Here is a 19,685-nt window from a genome sequence, read left to right on the forward strand (position 1 = left end):
CATGAGAATTTCTACGACATGGTTACGCGATTATTTGAAGCTGGACATTCCGGCCGATGAATTAGCAGAAAAGATTGAACGGACGGCCGTTGAAGTTGACGGTGTTATTCGTCCCAGTGAAGGATTGAAAAAAGTTGTAGTGGGGCACGTCTTAACGTGTGAGCCACATCCAGATTCTGATCATCTCCACGTTTGTCAAGTGGACGTAGGCGAATCAGAACCCTTGCAAATCGTTTGTGGGGCACCTAACGTTGCGGCTGGCGAAAAGGTGATCGTGGCGTTACCCAATTCATGGATTGGTGGTCACACTAAGATCAAGAAGAGTAAGATGCGGGGAGTTCCATCAAATGGGATGCTGTGCGCCTTAGACGAACTTGGTTTTGATGAAAAGTTAGTTCCAAAAGAAGTTGCGGATGGTATTTTCATTCTGCCTGACGATGCCACGCCAGGTGATCCGGTCTTTTCATACCTAGGGATGGATGATGAAATTATTGACATGTCCGTTACCCCTAACCGTGGTGACATGCTTAGTATGAATGGTACGGCGCATGAACTTGCTGCCATTTACGACCAACAACCAACGATGCCGAAAGTTGATTTGCATGAAGATGCTACGACGGTGGCTGCGGATGATCTACATGTGGCTGTCGCTGCCGACGAACATGATGTCCCAATGTACAAAATGCGTCTAATTAAAAACGTTACGATTAAGCCAAGTCCGTTATGGCTCCAAATTCGAATTTGGAATGCTGGTATGCGGCCAATCAATAACGTCGTTGACGCAACGAACTACATTTTGATGCAATATGGACAACCGCTACATGCTTTTGACTTTGATCAATTGAATGACGGTCAAATTAACGTCCGGTTGGCGAAAGCTGGCGAGCATTTAACGACGTTAGATGGTGAAGATCGCGAATTACTAACGAGTGATCTGTTGATTTGTAGTGGCGATCAACCAATTTGTTTGGCTGGGACGATGGGTGGCCTAGCGACCGAAGTCACTGATCAGACTACGACCATTGCGTTGGAAGGTGCGGTTTTTGATGCAGTTAAGATTCGTAAAACTGCCCATAATCATGACTTACACAGCGAAGCTTCAATGCGCTACGAACGGGGCATTGACCACGGCATGACCGCAACGGCCTTAGACGCTGCCGCAGCCATGATTGCAGAACTTGGTGATGGTCAAGTTGCTAGTGGTATGGTCATCGGTCGTGACGAGGATGTGCAACCAACGACAGTAACCATTGACTTAGCACGGATCAACCACGTCTTAGGAACTGAGTTGTCATTGGACACGGTCAGTGATATTTTTAAACGATTGGACTTTCCAACGGTCGTTGCTAATGAAACGTTCACGGTTACGGTGCCATCACGGCGTTGGGATATCCATATTCCGGCTGACCTTATCGAAGAAATCGCCCGGCTATACGGTTATGATAACTTACCAGCGACCCTACCAACGGGCCAACCAACAATCGGTAAGCTTAATGAGATCCAACAGGTGATTCGTGACTCACGTAAGTTAATGGAAAGTGCTGGCCTCACGCAAGCCATCAGTTACTCATTGACCACGGAGACTAAGTCGAAGGCCTTTGCGCTTCATGCTAGTGACGTCACTAAATTAGACTTTCCAATGAGTTCAGAACGGACCACGCTACGCTTGAGTCTAGTTTCTGGTTTGCTGGATGATTTAGCTTATAACAATGCTCGTAAGGAACACAATGTGGCATTGTATGAAGAAGGACGGGTCTTTTACAGTCAACCTGAACAAGTCCGGCCGAAGGAAATTGAACACATTGCCGGAGCTATTACGGGTTCCATGGTTCCCAAGAGCTGGGGCGTTGCCGAACAACCCGTTGATTTCTTCCAGATTAAGGGTATCGTGGCTGGTTATCTGAAGAGTCTGGCGTTGCAAGATGCCGTTAGTTACGTTGCCACGGCCGAACATCCAGAGATGCATCCTGGTCGGACAGCTGATATTTACGTTGGTGACCAGTTAGTCGGTTTCGTCGGTGAAGTTCATCCAACGACTGCCAAAGCCTACAAGATTCGGGAAACTTATGTCTTTGAACTGGATTTAACGGCGTTGATTGCCTTACCAAAAGCGCGTCAACAGTATCAACCAATTTCCAAGTTCCCAAGTATCACCCGGGACGTGGCGATGTTGATTGATGACGATGTGACCAACGCAACCGTAGTTGCCTTGATCAACAAGAAGGGCGGCGCGCATTTACGGCACGTTCAACTCTTTGATGTTTATAATGGGAGTCACGTGCCAGCGGGTAAAAAGTCGCTAGCTTATACGTTAACGTATCAAGACCAAAACGCAACGTTAGTCGATGATGATGTTACGACAGCATTTGAAAAAGTACTGACAGCCTTAACGGATGAATTAGGTGCTGAAATTCGTTAGTTTGTTGATAGTCTTGTTAAACGCCGAATGATTTGAAGTCATTCGGCGTTTAATGTGTGTCCAAGATCCTAAAAAACCATAAAACTAATGGCGAACTAGTGCAAACTGGGCAACAGTTTTGTATAATTGATAAGATTAATCAATAAATGGAGGGGCGAGTCTTGAATAACAACCAGGATAACCAAGATCAGAAGGATCAAAACGATTCACAAGATCGTGGGGTAAATGAACCTAATCGTTCAGAACAAAAACAGCGGAAATCATTTTCGAAACACGTTATTGGTGGCGTTGTTGGTATTTTAGTCGTACTTTTAATTATTGTGGGGGTATTGGGTTATCGATATTTTGATAATGCGACGCAACCATATGACAGTAGCGACAATCGCGTCGTTCAAGTTGATATCCCGTACGGTGCTAATGGTAAGAAAATTGCCGATATTTTACAGCGCGAAAAGGTGATCAAGAGTGGTTTTGTCTTTGAATACTGGACGAAAGCACACAACTTATCAAACTTTCACGCGGGCTACTATCAGTTGAAGCCTTCGATGTCACTTGCTCAAATCGCGAAGGCCTTGAATAAAGGTGGTTCATCGGAACCGGTTCAGAGTTCTAGTGGTAAAGTCCTAATCGTTGAAGGTAGTCAGATTAAGACGATTGCGAAGACGGTTCAAAAACAAACTGATTTCACGTCGGCAGAATTTCTAGCCTTAATGAAGGATCAAACATTCATCAAATCATTGGCCAAGAAGTATCCACAATTGTTGAATTCAGCGATGAGTGCTAAGCAAGTTCGCTATCGTTTAGAAGGCTATTTGTTCCCGGCAACTTATGTTGTTGGTAAGAAAACAACTTTGAAACAATTAGTAACGCAGATGGTTTCGAAGACTAATGATGAGCTTGAACCATACTACGCGCAAATTAAGAAGTCGAAGATGTCCGTGCAAGAAGTAATGACCTTAGCGTCCTTAGTTGAACGTGAAGGCAGTACGACGAAAGATCGGCGGTTGATTGCTGGCGTCTTCTTGAATCGGTTAGATGCTAAGTGGCGCTTGGATTCTGATATTTCAGTGTTCTATGCGATCAATTCTAACAAGTCAACGTTAACGAATAAAGATTTGCAGACTGATTCACCGTATAACTTACGGTTGAACTTAGGCTACGGCCCCGGACCGTTCAACAGTCCTAGTTTAACATCGATCAAGGCAGTCTTAGATCCTGCACAACGGAGCAAGGGTTACATGTATTTCGTAGCAGATTTGAAGACTGGTGATGTCTATTATGCAAAGGATGCTGCGGGTCACGCGGCAAACATCAAGAAGGTTTCGAAGCACAACGAAGCCGCTGAAAAATAAGAATGAGGCGTAACTTAAATGACTGAAAATAAACATCGCCGACCAGTAGTCATCGGGGTAACTGGTGGTTCCGGTAGTGGTAAAACTACGGTCAGCAATGCAATTTACAACCAATTATCTGGTCAATCATTGTTGATCTTACAACAGGATTCCTATTACAATGATCAAAGTGAAATGACAATGGCTGAGCGCCATGCCGTTAATTACGACCACCCACTGGCTTTCGATACAGATTTGATGATTAAGCAAATCAAGCAGTTGCTGGCCTATCAACCAATTGAAAAGCCGGTCTATGATTACGAGCAGTATACGCGTAGCGACAAGACCATTCATCAAGAACCGCGTGATGTGATCATTGTCGAAGGGGTATTGATCCTAGATGATCAGCGTTTACGCGACCTGATGGATATTAAGGTGTTCGTCGATACCGACGATGATATTCGAATCATTCGGCGCATTCAGCGTGATATCAAAGAGCGGGGCCGGACACTAGACTCTGTGATTGGTCAATATTTGGCGACGGTCAAACCAATGTATCATCAGTTTGTGGAACCAACGAAACGTTATGCCGATCTAATTGTGCCAGAAGGTGGCGAAAATGAAGTTGCCATTGATTTATTGACAACTAAAGTTCGTTCAATTTTATAAAAAATAACGTCTTAACCAGCGCTATTTTAGATTTAAGAGTTTACTTTTAAAATCTGAAATGGTAGGCTGGTTTTTGATAACTATATTGCGTATTTGAGGAGTGAAACACATTGGCTGAAGATAAGACATATCCAATGACAGAAGAAGGCAAGGTCAAGCTGGAAAAAGAGCTTGAAGACCTTCGAATTAATCAACGTCCAGAAATTATTAATCGTATTAAGATCGCACGTAGCTACGGTGATTTATCAGAAAACTCTGAGTATGAATCAGCAAAGAATGAACAAAGCTTGCTAGAAAACCGGATTAAGACGGTTGAACACATGCTTCAATATGCTGAAATCATCGATAGTGACAAGATTGACGAAACGGAAGTCTCCGTTGGTAAAATCGTGACGTTCAAAGAATTACCTGATGAAGAACCAGAAAGCTACACCATTGTTGGTGCTGCCGAAGCTGATCCAATGGTTGGCAAGATTTCTAATGATTCCCCGATCGCCAAGGGCTTGATTGGGCATCACGTTGATGAAGAAGTTGCCATCAACATTCCAGCCGGTACCATGACGGTTAAAATTTTGAAGGTTGAAAACGCGTAATTTTATGCTTAAGACTGTTTTGAGGTAGCGGATACCTTGAAACAGTCTTTTTTGGTGGTTTAGAAGCGCGATTACTGATTACCAGCCACTATTTAACGAACGTTACTGAACAAGCACGTTTGCGTGTGAGTTCGGAATTCAAGCAAAACACCCGCTTATCTGCACAAAGCAGGTAAACGGGTGAGTAAATTGGACGTGTTACATTTTTTTAGCATTTACTATGATTAAAACATGCCAGTTGTGTAGGTTCGAAAACAGCCAGCTTAGACCCGCTGGAAACAGCTCGAACTCGCGTAGACTTTTGTTGTGGGTTCGTCCTACGCCGACCTCCAGGCATTTCTGCCAATTGCCGGAACGTGGTGGGCACAGATTTGAGCCGAAACACCACGTCTCAAATACTGGCCTTTCACTAACCAAGCAAAGGACGCTTGCTAAGTGAAATTTCACCACTGGGCATTGTCAGAAACGCCTTCCAGTCGGGATAGTATTCGAATGGCAGACGGTGAGGTACCCAACTTTTGATAAATTGGCCATTGCTTTTCAAAAACGGTAATTTTGTCAATCAACTGTCAGACTGAGAGTGATATTGTACTTAAGGTTCCAGTATTAAAATAGTCGACGACCAATTGCACCAAGTTAAGTGGCCGTTTATCAGCCATTCGAGCGGGTTTCCGAAATGTGCTCGGTACCACTGAAGCCTGTGCGTGCTACGCCAACGGACTAATGCCAAAACCGCATTAATCCGATGGCTAGGCAATGCTCGGCTTCAACCCGTGACCCCTCACAGGCTTGAGACCGGAGGGGCTGGGTGACAATGCTCAGTAGCCAAATTATTCTTAGCTGGAAGTGGGTTGCTTCCGGCTTAGAATAAGACTCGTATTTGAGATGACGCGGGTTATGCGTTAGCTCAAATCGACGTCGGCTGCGTTCCAGCAATTGGCACCCAGCCCCGGAGGTCGGAATAGGACGCGCAAGTGCTGATGAACAGTAATCCAACCAACTGGCATGTTTTAATCATGATTTATGACAGATTGATCAGGATATGGCCGACAGCAAAGTAGGGTTAGATATAGATAATTCGTAATTCACCAAGCGAGACGCTGCCGGTTAGTATGACACCCGGGCCAGCAGTGGTCGGTGTACCTGTCGATGAGATGTGGCCCATTGAGTTGCTGAGATTTTCCTGTAGCTGCCAAGTTTGAGGGAGGTATAACTCAAGGCTACCTAATGAAACGTCGACATTGATGGTTGCTCGGCCTTCTTTGATGTCAGCGTCATCGAAGTAGATTTTGGCACCAGCCATTGATACGTTCAGATCCGCAGAACGAAAATTTTCGCTGTGAACGTAGCGGATACTGTTGCCTAGTGAGAGATCTAAATTAACATGGTCATCGTTGATTGTGCTCGTTGATTCATGGACGTCATCGTGGTTATGATGATTGTAATGAGCATGATCATGGTTGTGATAGCGATAATGATATTGATAACGGGGATGAATCAAAAGACCCAAACCAATGCTGAGTAATACGGCAGCCCCTAAAATTGTCCATGGTACGAGCTTAGTGATTCCAAGTGGTTGCGCATAGATCATGGTTAAGAATGCGATAGCGAAGACGACGCCCGGCATATTCAAGTAACGAAGGCTACTAATTAAAGCCGCAACTAGAATCAATGTTAACAAGAGACTCCAGATGCTGACGTGGAGCGTGAAGAGACCGAGTTGACTAACGATAAGAACAACGGCGCTGGCAATTAAGAAGACGGGCCAAAACCAATTTTTATGCATTTATAACAGTCCTTTCTGTTCAAGACTTATTTTGAGTTGGCGATAGTAGCGTCTTGAAGCGTACAGTTGTTTAGGTGAGTGGTGAAACGCAATCAAGTTCCCGGTCAATGTCTTGGTTAAGGAATAGACTTGTTTGGTATTGACAATGGCAGATTTGGAGACGCGAAGAAAGTAAGCAGGTAAGCCTGTGCCCACAGCGGTCAGCGACTTGGGAACACGATAAACATTATCCAGCGTATGGGCGGCGACCTGGTGACCAGTTGCTTCGATGAATAGGATCGAAGTAAGCGGTAACTGTACGAGTTGACCACGTTGTGAAACGGTTAACGTAGCGGCCTCAATTGAAAGATTTTTGAGAGCAGCAGTGAGGGCGGCCGTTTCGGGGTAGTCGACTGGAACATGCAGTGTGACGGTTGGAATTGAGGTGTCGGGCTCCGTTTCAATGTTCACTTGCATGGGTTTCACCTCCTTAAGTAGTTTAAGTACACCACAAAACAATGACGCTGTAAATAAAGACTCCCTTAGCGGTCATTTCAGGAACGCAACTGGTCATTGGCTTGCTCATCGACTGTCAATGTTGCGTTTTATGGGCAAAAAGGGCACAATTACTGTAAACGATTTCAATGATGAGGTGTTAGTAATGAAAATAACAATTACAGATTTGGCCAGTAAGTGGTTTCATGATGACATGGGTGTAACCACTGGTAATGGGGTGCGCTTTTACGGCAAAACTTATGGCAAGACAGCAGTTCACAGTGGCTTCTCAATCGGGATCATGCGTGATGACGAACCCCATCAACCGATTGCCATGGTTGAAAAGGATGGTGTCAATTACTATGTCAACGACCGTGATGAATGGTTCTTTAAGGGCTATGATCTCACAGTTGATTATGATGAACAAAATGACGGCCCGAAGTATGACTACACGCCCAATAACGAGTAGTTCTGGTGAGTGCTTGCCAATAGCGATTAATATTTGGACAAAAAATCAGCGTTACCTGAATTAACAATTCAGGTAACGCTGATTTTTGCTGACCACATCTTTGACTGTGAACCGGGCTAGGCGTGGTGGCGTCGACGCCGGACGATAAACCAACCAGCCGTTGCGAGGGCACTAATCCCAGTAATCAGACTACCAGTGATTAAGAATGGCGGTCGATACGTCAAGGTGACCGTATGCTTGCCCTTACTTAATGGGACAGCAACAAAGGTATTAATCACTTTCTTAGTTGCGACGGATTTTCCATCAACAGTGGCATGCCAACCCTTGGAGTAAGGAATGGTCGTCATCAAAACTTGGTGACGATGCTTGATGTTGATTGTACCAGTAATCTTACGACTTGAGTGGGCCGTAATGTTCCAAGGGGATTGCTGGAGTTTCTGCGCCGACTTCTTGAATTGGGTATTATCCAACTTGTAGAGGGTGAAGTTTTGTAACCAGAGAGAAGTCTTCTTCATCTGAATCCCGAAGGTCACGGTCTTGCCCTTGCTATTTGATGCAACGTTAACAGCGATCGTGTGCCGGTAAGTTGGGTACTGCTTGAGTTCCTTACCGTTAATGTAGTAACTCGCATTCGAAGTAGTTAGATTTTGCCCGAGTGTGATGTAGTAGGAATCATTGGTTGTCGGCGTGAACTTAAAGTAAACCGACCCCGTTTTCGCTAAATTTTGTTTGTTCAAGACGGCGCCAGTTAACGTCGTGACCTTCTTAACGTTTTGGAAGACCACTTCGTTAAAGTTTTCGGCACTGATCAAGCCGCTGGTTGAACGATTTGCTAAGGTTTGGTAAATCAACTCTTGCCGGGCAATCGGATCGCCAGTTGTTTTGGAGACTTTCAAGCTAGTAATCTTGTCAGACGCTGCGAAACCAAGACCCAGGGCGTATGGATTTTTGTAGGTCGTGACTTTGTTAGTGCTGAGCTTTGCCGATTTTTGGTAATTCGTCAGATCTTTCTTGGTACTGGTGACCGGAATGTAGCTACGATAGTTCGCGTTATCAGTCTGGGATGTCGGTACTGTTTTATCCATAAAGTACTGCATGTCCAGTAACGAATCGGTAATCATGGTCCCGTTGGTGTAGGCGACCACACCGTCCCCATCCGGCTGACCAATTGAACCGAAAAAGTTAGGGATAATACTTTCGAAGGTCGAACTGAAATGATCAGCACCGTTATAGGCCGCCTGCATCGGATCGTCTTTAGTTCGTGTAAACGTCTTACCAATTCGATAAAAACGATTGTTGCTAGCTTTAATTTTGTTGACGGCATTGTCAAGGACTTGCGTGTATTTACCAAACTCACTTTGTGACACGTAGGAAATATTATTTAATGAAGCGACCACGTTGATCGACATATCAGTCGCAACTAAAATTAACGCGACGATTTGATAAATGAGACGTCGTTCCTTAGGCAACGTTAAGAAAATCAATGTAATTGCTGCCAAGCCAATTGTAATTAAGAGATTAGCTTGGGTGACGTAGGTGACTTTCTTAATGTTCAAGTAAATGGTTGTAAACAAACCGACCAGCAATGCGAGCATCGTTAGCGCTTGCCACAGTTTGATCGTTATTTTGTCTGTCAGTGCTTGGGCACCAATCCAGACGACCCAGAAACAAAAGACAAAGGAGAAGCGGTAAGGGTACCAAACTGGAAATTGGCCCGCATGCCACAATAAATCAAGTGGTTCGTAACAAAATGATAAGATAAGCGTCGCGGTTACAATCAAGGCGCTCAACTTCACGGACCATTTGAACTGGCGCCGTAAGAAGAAGAGCACAAAGGCGAGAACTGCTAACCATGCCACGTAAAAGTTCGGTTGACCGGATGGCATCTGATCGAAGTTGAAAGTACCGGTGACGAACTTAGCTAACATTTTCCAGGGCGCGTATTCAAGTTTCCAATGAACCTTGGTCACATTATATTGAGCCTTACTTTGAATGAGCGCCCAGAAAGTTGGTAATAGCAACCATGCGGAGAATGCGACACCTAGCAGACCACCCCAAGCAAATTTGAGGGCGTGAGTTGCTAAGGTCTTCACGTTTTGCCAATACTTAGTTGCGCCATACAACCAGTATAAACAACTGAATAAAATGACCATGTAGCCCATATAATAGTTGTCAATTAGCATGACGGCCAGCCAGCCAGCGAAGTAACGGACTTTACCAGTTGTAAACAAGCGTTCCAGTCCCAAAATGACCAATGGTAAAATGGCGACCGTGTCTAACCAGATCATGTTGAGCTGATTGGCGACCATCCAGCCCATCAGTGCGTATGCGGTACTGAAAGTTGGCACCAACCAACCCTTTTGCGTCTGCGTTTTAGTTAGTAGCCAGGCGAAGGATAGCCCTGCGAAACCATACTTTAGTACAGTGACGATAAAAATGCCGGTAGTGATTGATTGACCAGGGAATAGTAAGTAGATTAAATTAAAGGGACTCATTAAGTAATAAGCCCAGACCCCAACCATCTCGCCACCAATCGTTTTGGAGAAGGAATAGAAGAAAGCACTCGGATCGTGCAGTAGGGTATGCCGGAAATAGGAAAACAAGTCAACGTATTGTTGGCCTAAATCGACCGTTAACAGACTGCTTGATCCAAAGGGAGCCATGTGCCGATAAATAAAATAACCGGTCATGATCAGTAAAGGTAACCAAAAGCTGATCCATAATGGCCATGTGCGCTTGTCAAAAAAACGACGGAGTTTCAAAAATTGCCACCTCAATCTCTAATAATTCACAGCCAAACAGAAAAATAATCAAAAAAACATTAAAATCCGTAATAACGGCTGAAATTTTTATGTCTATCGTTTAGAATAACATAAGTATGGTATTTATCTAGGATTGCTAGTATCATCTGGTAAATTTTTGCGAAATGTTTACCAAATTAAGAATGGGAGCGCCTGAGAATTGAAATTGTTTAAGAAAATTACGATAAATCGTGATCCCAACAAGTCGCATATTCCATTTCGGCTGAACTTCTTGTTTTTCATCGTTTTCTTGTTATTTGCTGCGTTGATTGCGCAGTTAGCTTACTTACAAGTTGACTACGGACAGAAGTTCCGAAGTACAGTGAATTCAGCCAATAATACGACGGCAACGGGAAACGTTCAACGGGGATCGATTTATGATTCAACCGGTCGGGTCTTAGTGGGAAACAAATCCCACCAAGCGATTCAATACACGAAGGGGCTGTCAGTTGCGTCGACTAAGATGTACGAAGTGGCGAATAAGTTAGGTGAGTACTTAACCATTCCAACGGATACATTAACGGATCGGAACTTGGCTGATTATTACTTAGCGGGGGCGGCTAATTTAAAGTCGGTTGCTAAGAAGGTTAAAACGTCTAGCGACGATGATGTTTTGTACGCACGGGAAGTCGCCTATGCGGAAAAACATATCATTAATAATTTAACGTCTACGCAAAAGAATGCGGCGGCGATTTATTATAAGATGAGTTCGGCGTACTCGCTGTCAACGGTCAATATCAAATCGACTGGTGTGACGAGTACGGAGCTTGCTGAAATCGGTGAGCACCAATCCGAAATGCCAGGAGTTAAGGTCGGAACGAGTTGGACTCGGAGTTATCCTAATGGGACTGACTTGAGTAGTGTGCTCGGGACAGTTACGACCGAAAAGCAAGGGCTACCGAGTGATAGCATTAAAACCTTGCTGGCAGAAGGCTATTCTCGTGATGATTCGGTTGGTCAGAGCCAATTGGAAAAGCAGTACGAAAATGTCCTTCGTGGAACCAAGTCACAGACTGAGGTCAAGACGCAGGATGGGGTCATTCAAAAGGAGATTAAGAAGTACGGTGGCCAGAAGGGTGACAACGTTCAGCTGACGATTAATTCGAAGTTCCAGAAAAAGGTTCAAAGTATCATTATGTCTGAAGCCAAAACGGTGGGGAGTAGCAATGCCTACTCGCCAGGAGCCTATGCTGTTGTAATGAACCCTAGCACTGGTGCCATTTATGCGTTAGCAGGTGCCAGCCGGAATCTATCCACTGGTAAAGTGACTGAAAATGCGTTGGGAACCATCAACCAATCCTTCGTTATGGGGTCGGTCGTTAAGGGTGCTACGGTCATGGGTGCCTTGCAAGATGGTGTGATTACACCCACGAATAGTACTTTGACCGATACGCCGATCAAGTTAGCCGGAACGGCCACCAAGTCGTCATGGTTTAACAAGAATGGTGGAACTAGTCTGAGTCTTAACGCTTCGACTGCCATGGAAGTTTCTTCTAACTCCTATATGATGCAATTAGCCATGAAGGAAGGTAACTTCAGCTATGCGTCTGGGAAAGCCTTGACGATGTCTAATTCGGTCTTCTCTAAACTTCGTGGTTATTTTAACGAGTTTGGCTTAGGTGTTAAGACCGGGATCGACTTGCCGGGTGAAGCCTCAGGTTACCAAGGTTCTTCGGCACAGAAGGATATTGGTAAAGCGTTAGACTTGTCCTACGGGAACTACGATGCTTACACGACTATTCAGCTGGCGCAATACATTGCGACAATGGCAAATGGTGGGCAACGCATTGCACCACACATCGTTTCCGCTATTACTGGGACTAAATCTAACGGGTCCCAAGGGGCTGTTAAGACTAATGTTAAGCCACGTGTCCTGAATACCATTGACGTCCCATCCTCATACTTTGATGTCGTACACCAAGGGTATTGGGATGTGGTCCATGGGAGTATGACGCAGCGGACGGGGAGTGCACTAGCTAGTTTATCACCAGCGGTTGCAGCTAAGTCCGGGACTGCCGAGACATTCCACGGAACGACATCTACTGAAACGTTAAGTTTGGTGACTTATGCGCCTTATAAGAACCCTAAAGTAGTGATAGCGGTTGCCTTTCCAGGAATTACTGCTACTAGTGGTGATTATAATATGGTCGTTGCTAAGCAAATTTATGCAGCGTTCTGGAAGTATTATAACAAGTAAAAAATCAGCTTTTTTCGTGCCAGTATCTTAATTGATACTGGTATTTTTTAATCATTAATGGTATAGTAGTTCAAGTTAAGGGTTCCGGCCCTGTAATATGCGAATGAGTTTGGAGGGTCAACAACATGCGGGTACACATTACACTTGAATGTACAGAATGCCATGAACGCAACTACTTATCTTCAAAGAACCGCCGGAACAATCCGGACCGGGTTGAATTTAAGAAGTATTGTCCACGGGAACACAAAGTGACATTACATCGTGAAACAAAATAACAACGGGGACTCCTGTTGTTTTTTCTGTAACATTGTCATCAGACAATGGGTTTCTCATTTGTTGGCAACTGCCAAATTGATTTTTCAATTTGACATGTTAATGAATGAGATTTTTTTATACCAATTTTATTTTCGGGGGTGCCGTACGTGGAGAAAAAAGCATTTCGTAAGCAACAGCTTGGGCGATTAAGCCAAATGACGCCGGCTGACCGGCAACGGCAAAACCAGGCGTTACAGACTCAATTATTTGCAAGCCCAACATGGCAAACTGCCCAGGTCATTGCCATGACAATTAGTAGTGACATCGAAGTAGCGACGCGCCCACTTATTGAACAAGCTTGGGCGGAGGGCAAAATGGTGGTTATTCCAAAAACGCTGCCGCATCGTCAAATGGCTTTTTATCCTTACCAAGCGACTGATCGACTTGAGCGAACGTCTTTTGGAATCCCAGAGCCCGTCACGGGTGAACCAGTCGCCAAGCAACAGATCGATCTGATCTTAGTTCCTGGTCTTGGGTACAGCCGTGACCGGCACGCCCGGATTGGATTTGGTGGTGGCTACTACGATCGTTACCTCGCTGATTATCCGGGTAAGAAGTTGACACTGGCTTATGACGAGATGGCTTTTGAACACGCTGAATGGCCGGTTGATCAATATGACGTCTTGTTAGACGAACTCTTGGTAGCAGGGGATGAACAACATGATGAGAATTAAACGCTGGTGGCAAACTGAACCGGCTATCACGCAGGTGCTACTTGGAATTACTGTGGCAGTCTTCTTAGTCGAGTGGCTGATGGGCGACGGCGCCATGCTGGTTTTTAATTCACTAGGTGCTAAGAACAATCAAGCAATTGCGGCCGGCCAGTGGTGGCGATTGGTGACGCCGATGTTTTTACATATGGGACTTACCCATATTGCACTGAATGGTGTCGTTATTTATTTTATGGGCATGCAAATTGAAGCAATGTATGGTCATTGGCGGATGCTGGCAATTTATATTTTGGGTGGCATTAGTGGTAACATTATGAGTTTCGCGTTATCCAATAATCAGTCAGTAGGGGCCAGTACGGCGTGTTTCGCACTCTTTGGTGCCTTTTTGACGATTGGGGAATCGTTCTGGGAAAATCCAGTGATTCGCCAGCTCACGAACCAATTTTTACTACTAACCGTTTTGAATTTAGTATTCGATATGTTCTCGAATGGCATTGATATCTGGGGACATGTCGGGGGTCTAGTTGGTGGCTTTTTGTTAGGCTATCTGCTGGGTGTACCACGAATTGGCAAGATTGCGCCGCTGAAACGAATTGTGGCAACGGTTATTCTAGTCATTGGCTGGTTAGCTTTATTAAAAATGGGTTTTACAAATGCTAATTTAACTGTATAATTAATCGAGGATATGCACATGAAAACACTTTACGACGTCCAACAATTACTTAAAAAATTTGGCGTGTACGTGTACGTAGGCAAGCGAATTTGGGATATTGAGTTAATGGCCATTGAGATCGATCATCTCTATCAAGCTGGTGTCATTGACCCGAAGATGTATGCCCGCGTCAAGCTCGTATTGAGCCATGAGCACCGGATAGAAGCAGAACGCGCCCGTGAAGACGCGGCGCATGACTAATGGAGGGATTTAGCAACATGGAGCGTAAGTTAATCGGAGTCGACCTTGGTGGGACGACAACTAAGTTTGCCATTTTAACAGAAAATGGTGATATTCAACAAAAGTGGAGTATTGAAACCACGATTTTAGATGAAGGGGCCCACATTGTGCCTAACATCATCGATTCCATCAACCACCACATTGAGTTATATAAGATGGACCGTTCTCAATTTATCGGAATTGGAATGGGGACTCCCGGGACCGTTGATTTGGATAATGGTACGGTTATCGGTGCCTACAACTTAAACTGGAAGACCTTACAACCAGTTAAGGCTCAAATCGAAAAGGGAACTGGCATCAAATTTACGCTGGATAACGACGCTAACGTTGCTGCACTTGGCGAACGTTGGAAGGGCGCTGGCGAAAACGGTAGTGACGTTGTCTTTGTAACGCTTGGAACTGGTGTTGGCGGTGGGATCATCGCCGATGGCCGTTTACTCCATGGTATTGCCGGTGGTGCCGGTGAAATTGGTCACGTAACGGTTGAACCAAACGGCTACATGTGTACTTGTGGTAAGAAAGGTTGTTTGGAACAATACGCTTCTGCAACTGGTGTCGTTCACGTTGCTCGCGATATGGCAGAAGAATTCTCTGGTGCTTCTAAGTTGAAACAATTATTAGACAACGGTGAAGAAATTAGTTCAAAGATCACTTTCGATTTAGCTAAAGAAGGCGATGTCTTGGCTAAACGCGTTGTTGATCGGGTTTCTTATTACTTAGGCTTGGCATTAGCTAATGTCGGGAACACGATGAACCCATCTTCAATCATTATCGGTGGTGGGGTTTCAGCTGCTGGTGATTTCTTATTAGATCAAGTCATCAGTTACTTTAACCAATTCACATTCCCAACGATTCGCGACACGACTGCTTTGAAGTTAGCGGTCTTAGGTAACGACGCTGGTGTTATCGGAGCAGGTTCATTGGCCCAACGGTTTATTTAAGTTAAAATCAATCGTCAAGAAGCTTGGAAGTAATGTCCGAGCTTCTTTTTTATACTAAGCTCCAAAAACTGTGCTGATTAGGTTGTGGTTAAAAACTGAGCGCCAATTGCCGATGCTGATTTGGGCTCATGTCCTCAGACTATGCGCGATTTTAGTTTCATGTCGGTATGTTGTTGTAACGGCGTATGAACTGTTACGCGATTTGGCGCAAGGGATACGGATCGACTAGCGTGAATTGAATTAGATGACAGAATTGATTGGAGAAGCAGGATGGTAAAGTTATTATTGTCTTCACGGGCGTTTAGCACTGTGGCCGTAACGGACGCCTTTTTCACTTTAGTGGCGCCGGTGGCTAAGAACAGTGCGAGAATTGTGATTATTGTCAATTCGGTCAGCACGGGTAAAAATCACCCCCAAATGGTGGCACTACAACAAACGGTTCAGCAGCTTGGATATGCGCACGTGCAGCTCCTAGATGTATTGACGGATGATTTGGCCGCATTGAATACGGCAACGGTCATTATTTTGAATGGTGGCTACGAGTTTTTACTGTTGAAGAATCTGCGTGAAACGCACGTGCTGGAACGACTGAGGACTCTCGCGCTGGCGGGCAAGCCAATCTACGGTATTAGCGCCGGGGCCATCTTGTTAGGCCCGGATTTAGACCTGTACGCCTATTTATACCCGGAGGACAACACCGAGCAACTGGCAAGCACAACAGCCATCAATGCGACGACGATCCGTATTTATCCGCATTATGATGTTCATTGTGAAGTAAAGCCGCAATTGCCGCAGTTGATCACCGACTGGGAACATAAGACGGGCGTTACGGTCAAACGGTTGACTAACAATCAGGGATTACTGGTGCATGGTAGTCAGATTAAGATGATCGATTCGGATTCATAAATGTGATACCGCGATGCTTGGTTTTGAATTAACAGCGTGGTTAAATGCGGGTCTCAGGCCCCCGACCGTTTTAATGGATGCCTTTAAACTGTGGGTGAGTACGGCCATAAAGCAATCAGTGGGACTTCAGGATTAGTCAGCAGTTTAATCGCGGCTTTTCCTGCTTACCCCTAGTAAAAGTAAGCGGTTTTGTGTAAAATAGATAAGTAGAAATTAGGAGGGATAACGTGGTTTTAGGTGCATTGAGCGGCATGGCGTATGTTAACATCGTGTTAGTTATCATAATCGCGGCCTACTTTATTTATGAGTTGTATAGTTACATTCGACGGCGTCAGGTGTCCACGATGTTGGACGAAGAAGCGTTTCAGGCGGGAATGCGTAAGGCGCAAGTGATTGATTTGCGTGAAAAGAAAGAGTTTGACGCTGGTCATATTCTGGGGGCTCGGAATATTCCGTTCAACAGTTTGAAAGTTCGGATGAACGAACTTCGCAAGGATATGCCAATCTACGTTTACGATCAAACCCATACGTTAAGTACACGGGCCGTCGTCACATTAGCTAAGAATGGTTATTCACAGCTATACATTTTAAAACCCGGTTACGCACGTTGGGAAGGTAAGACGAAAAAAGCGAAGTATTAAAAAATGGCGGCTAGAACAACAACTTGTTCGGCCACCATTTTTTATTTAATTAACCGTTGTGAGCTGAGCGGCTCTTGCGCATCGCCTTTTTCCGGTTTTCTTCGAATTTGTTTTCTTGGTCTTCGATTGGATCAACAACTTGCTTCTTAAATGATAAGACGGAGCCAATTACGGCACCAGCAGTTGCGACGACCCCAAACAAGAAGCCACGGGTAAATGATTTCATTAGTAAAACCTCCTAGCAATTGTTAGTTTTATTATGCTTGTTTTATGCGGAGATAGCAATCAATTCAATCTAATTTTTAAAAAAGTGGGGTGAAACGCAATGCTTACTCAAATTATTGCTCATCGTGGTAGCAAGGGGACCAGGCCGGAAAATACGTTACCAGCGTTTATTGCGGCTATCGAGGATGGTGCGGATGGCATTGAGACTGACGTACACTTGTCGCGAGACGGGCAACTGATTATTATGCATGATGAGCTCGTCGACCGCACGACTAACGGAACGGGTCGGATTGTGGATCACACGTTGGCCGAGTTAAAGCAATTGGACGCTGGTGTTAAGTATGCATCAGCCTATGCGGGAACGCGTATTCCGACTTTAGATGAAGTGGTTCAATTATTGATTCAATACAACTTTACTGGTATTTTTAATCTGGAAATCAAAACTAATAAGATTCATTATGAGGGGATCGAAGACTTGGTAGCGGATTATTTTAACCATCATCAAGTTCCGTTTACGCTAATTTATTCGAGCTTCTACGGAAAGTCGATCGAACGGTTGCATATTTTACAGCCCGAGGTCGAATCGGATAGCCTGTTCAAGACTAAGGTTCAAACTGCGAAGCGGCTTCATGCGCAACACATTGTTCTCGGTTATCATCCGGATATTCGTTGGGTGCGAGTTCACTGGCTCTTATTGCCAAAAGTGCAGTTGCGGCCATGGACGGTCAACACGGAACGCGATATGCGGTTCTGTTATCGTCATCGGTTTGCGGGACTGATTACCGACTACCCTGGATTAGCACGAAGAATTCGTAAGCAGGTACAAGGAGGTTAAACGAGTGACAACAGTAACTAAACATAAAGTATTGCTAATCGCGGGACCAACAGCAGTCGGTAAGACGGCATTATCGCTAGCGCTGGCTAAACAGCTGAATGGTGAAATCATTTCAGGAGACTCAATGCAGGTCTATCGTCACTTGGATATTGGTACGGCTAAAATAATGCCGGAAGAGCAGGCGGGCATTCCCCACCATCTAATCGATATCAAAAATATTGATCAGCGTTTTACAGTCGCTGAATTTGTCAGTCGGACGACGGCGTTGATCATTGATATTAGTGCTCGGGGTAAACTGCCTATTATTGTGGGTGGAACTGGCTTTTACTTGCAGTCCTTGTTGGCGGGCTATCAGTTTGGACCAGCGGATAATGAACCTGATATGGCGTATCGTCAAGCTTGGTTTGATCGTGCCGCTGTCGAAGGTTCGGATGTGGCGTGGATGGCGTTGAAACAGCGTGATCCGCAGGCGGCCACCGCAATTGCGCCCGCTAACTTGGTACGGGTCGTACGGGCGTTGGAGTACGTGCATACAACTGGTCAGCTTTTTTCTGAGCAGGCGGATACGCACGGTGACACACTGGATGCTTATACCTTATGTCTGACCGCGGAGCGAGCGCTGCTGTATACTCGGATCAATCAACGTGTCGATCAAATGGTAGCGGCCGGATTGGAACAAGAGGCGCGGTGGCTATTTGACCAAGGTGGCGCCATGTTACCGGCTGGTAAGGGGATCGGGTATCACGAATGGTTCCCTTACTTTAATGGGGAGCAGACGCGTGACGAATCAATTGCTAAGATCAAACAGGACTCACGTCGTTATGCGAAGCGTCAGTTGACTTGGTTCCGTAACAAGATGTCGGTCGACTGGATCAATCTATTGGAACACCCTGAATTACGGGCCTCGATTGACCAACGGCTAGCTAGTTGGTTAAGCTAAATTATAAATTGGTATACCTATGATAAAACGTGTGATATTTTCTAACATGAATGATTGACATTCGATGATAACATTGCTAATATTAAGTCTGTATTAAAGAGGAGGGTCGTTATGAAGGAAAAGGAACTCCGTCGCTCGTTGGCCGTCTTGCCAATTGGTACGGTTATGAAGCTGACCAATTTGTCTGCGCGACAAATTCGCTACTATGAAGAGCAAGAATTGATTACGCCGGAACGAAATGCCGGTAATCGGCGAATATTTTCGTTGAATGATGTTGATCGTTTGCTTGAAATCAAGGATTACTTAGCAGATGGCATCAATATGGCTGGAATCAAAGAAATATATGCGCTCCAAAAACAGCGAGCTGAGCAGAAGCAAGCTGACTTGGCTAAGCCGCTAACTGATCGCGATGTGCGCCGAATCCTTCATGATGAATTCCTGAATCTCGGAGGCTTGCAGTCCGACAAGGGCCCCAATTATCCGGCACACTAAGATGTTTGCATTCGTTAGTCAATCAATT

20 protein-coding genes are annotated in these 19,685 nt (G+C 45.0%); 16 read left to right on the top strand and 4 right to left on the bottom strand.

Annotated elements, in window-relative coordinates:
- Window position 1: 1 nt before the first annotated feature.
- The 4 genes from pheT to greA all read left to right on the top strand — a co-directional run bounded on the left by pheT (window position 2) and on the right by greA (window position 5,012).
- Complete coding sequence (pheT, locus tag E5260_RS06695; RefSeq protein ID WP_003640311.1) at window positions 2-2,419, top strand: phenylalanine--tRNA ligase subunit beta; 2,418 nt, start codon at window positions 2-4, stop codon at window positions 2,417-2,419.
- 146 nt (window positions 2,420-2,565) lie between these two features.
- Complete coding sequence (mltG, locus tag E5260_RS06700; RefSeq protein WP_003640312.1) at window positions 2,566-3,771, top strand: endolytic transglycosylase MltG; 1,206 nt, start codon at window positions 2,566-2,568, stop codon at window positions 3,769-3,771.
- Between the two features lie 18 nt (window positions 3,772-3,789).
- A complete protein-coding gene (gene udk / locus E5260_RS06705) occupies window positions 3,790-4,419 on the top strand; it encodes a uridine kinase (protein WP_003640313.1) in 630 nt (209 codons plus the stop codon).
- A 110-nt stretch (window positions 4,420-4,529) separates the two neighbouring features.
- The gene (gene greA / locus E5260_RS06710; RefSeq protein WP_003640314.1) at window positions 4,530-5,012 is read left to right on the top strand and encodes a transcription elongation factor GreA; all 483 of its coding nucleotides are present in this window, start codon (window positions 4,530-4,532) and stop codon (window positions 5,010-5,012) included.
- A gap of 1,063 nt (window positions 5,013-6,075) precedes the next feature.
- Here the strand turns inward: greA and E5260_RS06715 are convergent.
- The gene (locus E5260_RS06715) at window positions 6,076-6,798 is read right to left on the bottom strand and encodes a LiaF transmembrane domain-containing protein (RefSeq protein WP_003640317.1); all 723 of its coding nucleotides are present in this window, start codon (window positions 6,796-6,798) and stop codon (window positions 6,076-6,078) included.
- Window positions 6,799-7,254 carry a LytTR family DNA-binding domain-containing protein gene (locus tag E5260_RS06720; protein WP_003640318.1) on the bottom strand — a complete coding sequence of 152 codons (456 nt, stop codon included), beginning with the start codon at window positions 7,252-7,254 and terminating at the stop codon, window positions 6,799-6,801.
- Between the two features lie 184 nt (window positions 7,255-7,438).
- Between E5260_RS06720 and E5260_RS06725 the strand changes: the two genes are divergently transcribed.
- On the top strand, window positions 7,439-7,741 hold the full coding sequence (locus E5260_RS06725) for a HesB/YadR/YfhF family protein (protein ID WP_003644301.1): 303 nt from the start codon (window positions 7,439-7,441) through the stop codon (window positions 7,739-7,741).
- Window positions 7,742-7,857: 116 nt separating this feature from the next.
- Here the strand turns inward: E5260_RS06725 and E5260_RS06730 are convergent, their stop codons facing one another.
- Complete coding sequence (locus E5260_RS06730; RefSeq protein WP_003640320.1) at window positions 7,858-10,503, bottom strand: YfhO family protein; 2,646 nt, start codon at window positions 10,501-10,503, stop codon at window positions 7,858-7,860.
- 199 nt (window positions 10,504-10,702) lie between these two features.
- On the opposite strand from E5260_RS06730, the gene E5260_RS06735 reads away from it, so the two are divergent.
- The 8 genes from E5260_RS06735 to E5260_RS06770 all read left to right on the top strand — a co-directional run bounded on the left by E5260_RS06735 (window position 10,703) and on the right by E5260_RS06770 (window position 17,165).
- Complete coding sequence (locus E5260_RS06735) at window positions 10,703-12,739, top strand: peptidoglycan D,D-transpeptidase FtsI family protein (protein WP_003640321.1); 2,037 nt, start codon at window positions 10,703-10,705, stop codon at window positions 12,737-12,739.
- Between the two features lie 125 nt (window positions 12,740-12,864).
- The gene (gene rpmG, locus E5260_RS06740; protein ID WP_003638573.1) at window positions 12,865-13,014 is read left to right on the top strand and encodes a 50S ribosomal protein L33; all 150 of its coding nucleotides are present in this window, start codon (window positions 12,865-12,867) and stop codon (window positions 13,012-13,014) included.
- 147 nt (window positions 13,015-13,161) lie between these two features.
- Window positions 13,162-13,728, top strand: coding sequence for a 5-formyltetrahydrofolate cyclo-ligase (locus E5260_RS06745; protein WP_003640322.1), 567 nt, complete (start codon window positions 13,162-13,164; stop codon window positions 13,726-13,728).
- The gene (locus E5260_RS06750) at window positions 13,715-14,398 is read left to right on the top strand and encodes a rhomboid family intramembrane serine protease (RefSeq protein ID WP_003640323.1); all 684 of its coding nucleotides are present in this window, start codon (window positions 13,715-13,717) and stop codon (window positions 14,396-14,398) included. The genes E5260_RS06745 and E5260_RS06750 overlap by 14 nt, the downstream gene beginning before the upstream one ends.
- A gap of 18 nt (window positions 14,399-14,416) precedes the next feature.
- Window positions 14,417-14,638, top strand: a complete 222-nt coding sequence (locus E5260_RS06755) for a YqgQ family protein (protein ID WP_003644303.1) — start codon at window positions 14,417-14,419, stop codon at window positions 14,636-14,638.
- Window positions 14,639-14,655: 17 nt separating this feature from the next.
- Window positions 14,656-15,618: an ROK family glucokinase gene (locus tag E5260_RS06760; RefSeq protein ID WP_003644304.1), complete on the top strand. Its 963-nt coding sequence runs from the start codon at window positions 14,656-14,658 to the stop codon at window positions 15,616-15,618.
- Window positions 15,619-15,888: 270 nt separating this feature from the next.
- Entirely contained in the window at window positions 15,889-16,524 is a 636-nt protein-coding gene (locus E5260_RS06765; RefSeq protein ID WP_003640326.1) for a Type 1 glutamine amidotransferase-like domain-containing protein, read from the top strand.
- A 227-nt stretch (window positions 16,525-16,751) separates the two neighbouring features.
- The gene (locus tag E5260_RS06770) at window positions 16,752-17,165 is read left to right on the top strand and encodes a rhodanese-like domain-containing protein (protein ID WP_003640328.1); all 414 of its coding nucleotides are present in this window, start codon (window positions 16,752-16,754) and stop codon (window positions 17,163-17,165) included.
- Between the two features lie 49 nt (window positions 17,166-17,214).
- Here the strand turns inward: E5260_RS06770 and E5260_RS06775 are convergent, their stop codons facing one another.
- On the bottom strand, window positions 17,215-17,391 hold the full coding sequence (locus E5260_RS06775) for a DUF3042 family protein (RefSeq protein ID WP_003640329.1): 177 nt from the start codon (window positions 17,389-17,391) through the stop codon (window positions 17,215-17,217).
- Between the two features lie 99 nt (window positions 17,392-17,490).
- On the opposite strand from E5260_RS06775, the gene E5260_RS06780 reads away from it, so the two are divergent.
- The 3 genes from E5260_RS06780 (at window position 17,491) to E5260_RS06790 (ending at window position 19,657) form a co-directional block, all read left to right on the top strand.
- A complete protein-coding gene (locus E5260_RS06780) occupies window positions 17,491-18,225 on the top strand; it encodes a glycerophosphodiester phosphodiesterase (protein ID WP_003640330.1) in 735 nt (244 codons plus the stop codon).
- A 4-nt stretch (window positions 18,226-18,229) separates the two neighbouring features.
- Window positions 18,230-19,165, top strand: a complete 936-nt coding sequence (miaA, locus tag E5260_RS06785) for a tRNA (adenosine(37)-N6)-dimethylallyltransferase MiaA (protein WP_003640331.1) — start codon at window positions 18,230-18,232, stop codon at window positions 19,163-19,165.
- A 111-nt stretch (window positions 19,166-19,276) separates the two neighbouring features.
- On the top strand, window positions 19,277-19,657 hold the full coding sequence (locus E5260_RS06790; protein ID WP_025015671.1) for a MerR family transcriptional regulator: 381 nt from the start codon (window positions 19,277-19,279) through the stop codon (window positions 19,655-19,657).
- The last annotated feature ends 28 nt before the right edge of the window (window positions 19,658-19,685 follow it).

The sequence above is a fragment of the Lactiplantibacillus plantarum genome (genome assembly GCF_014131735.1).
In the GTDB taxonomy this organism is placed as follows: Bacteria; Bacillota; Bacilli; order Lactobacillales; family Lactobacillaceae; genus Lactiplantibacillus; species Lactiplantibacillus plantarum.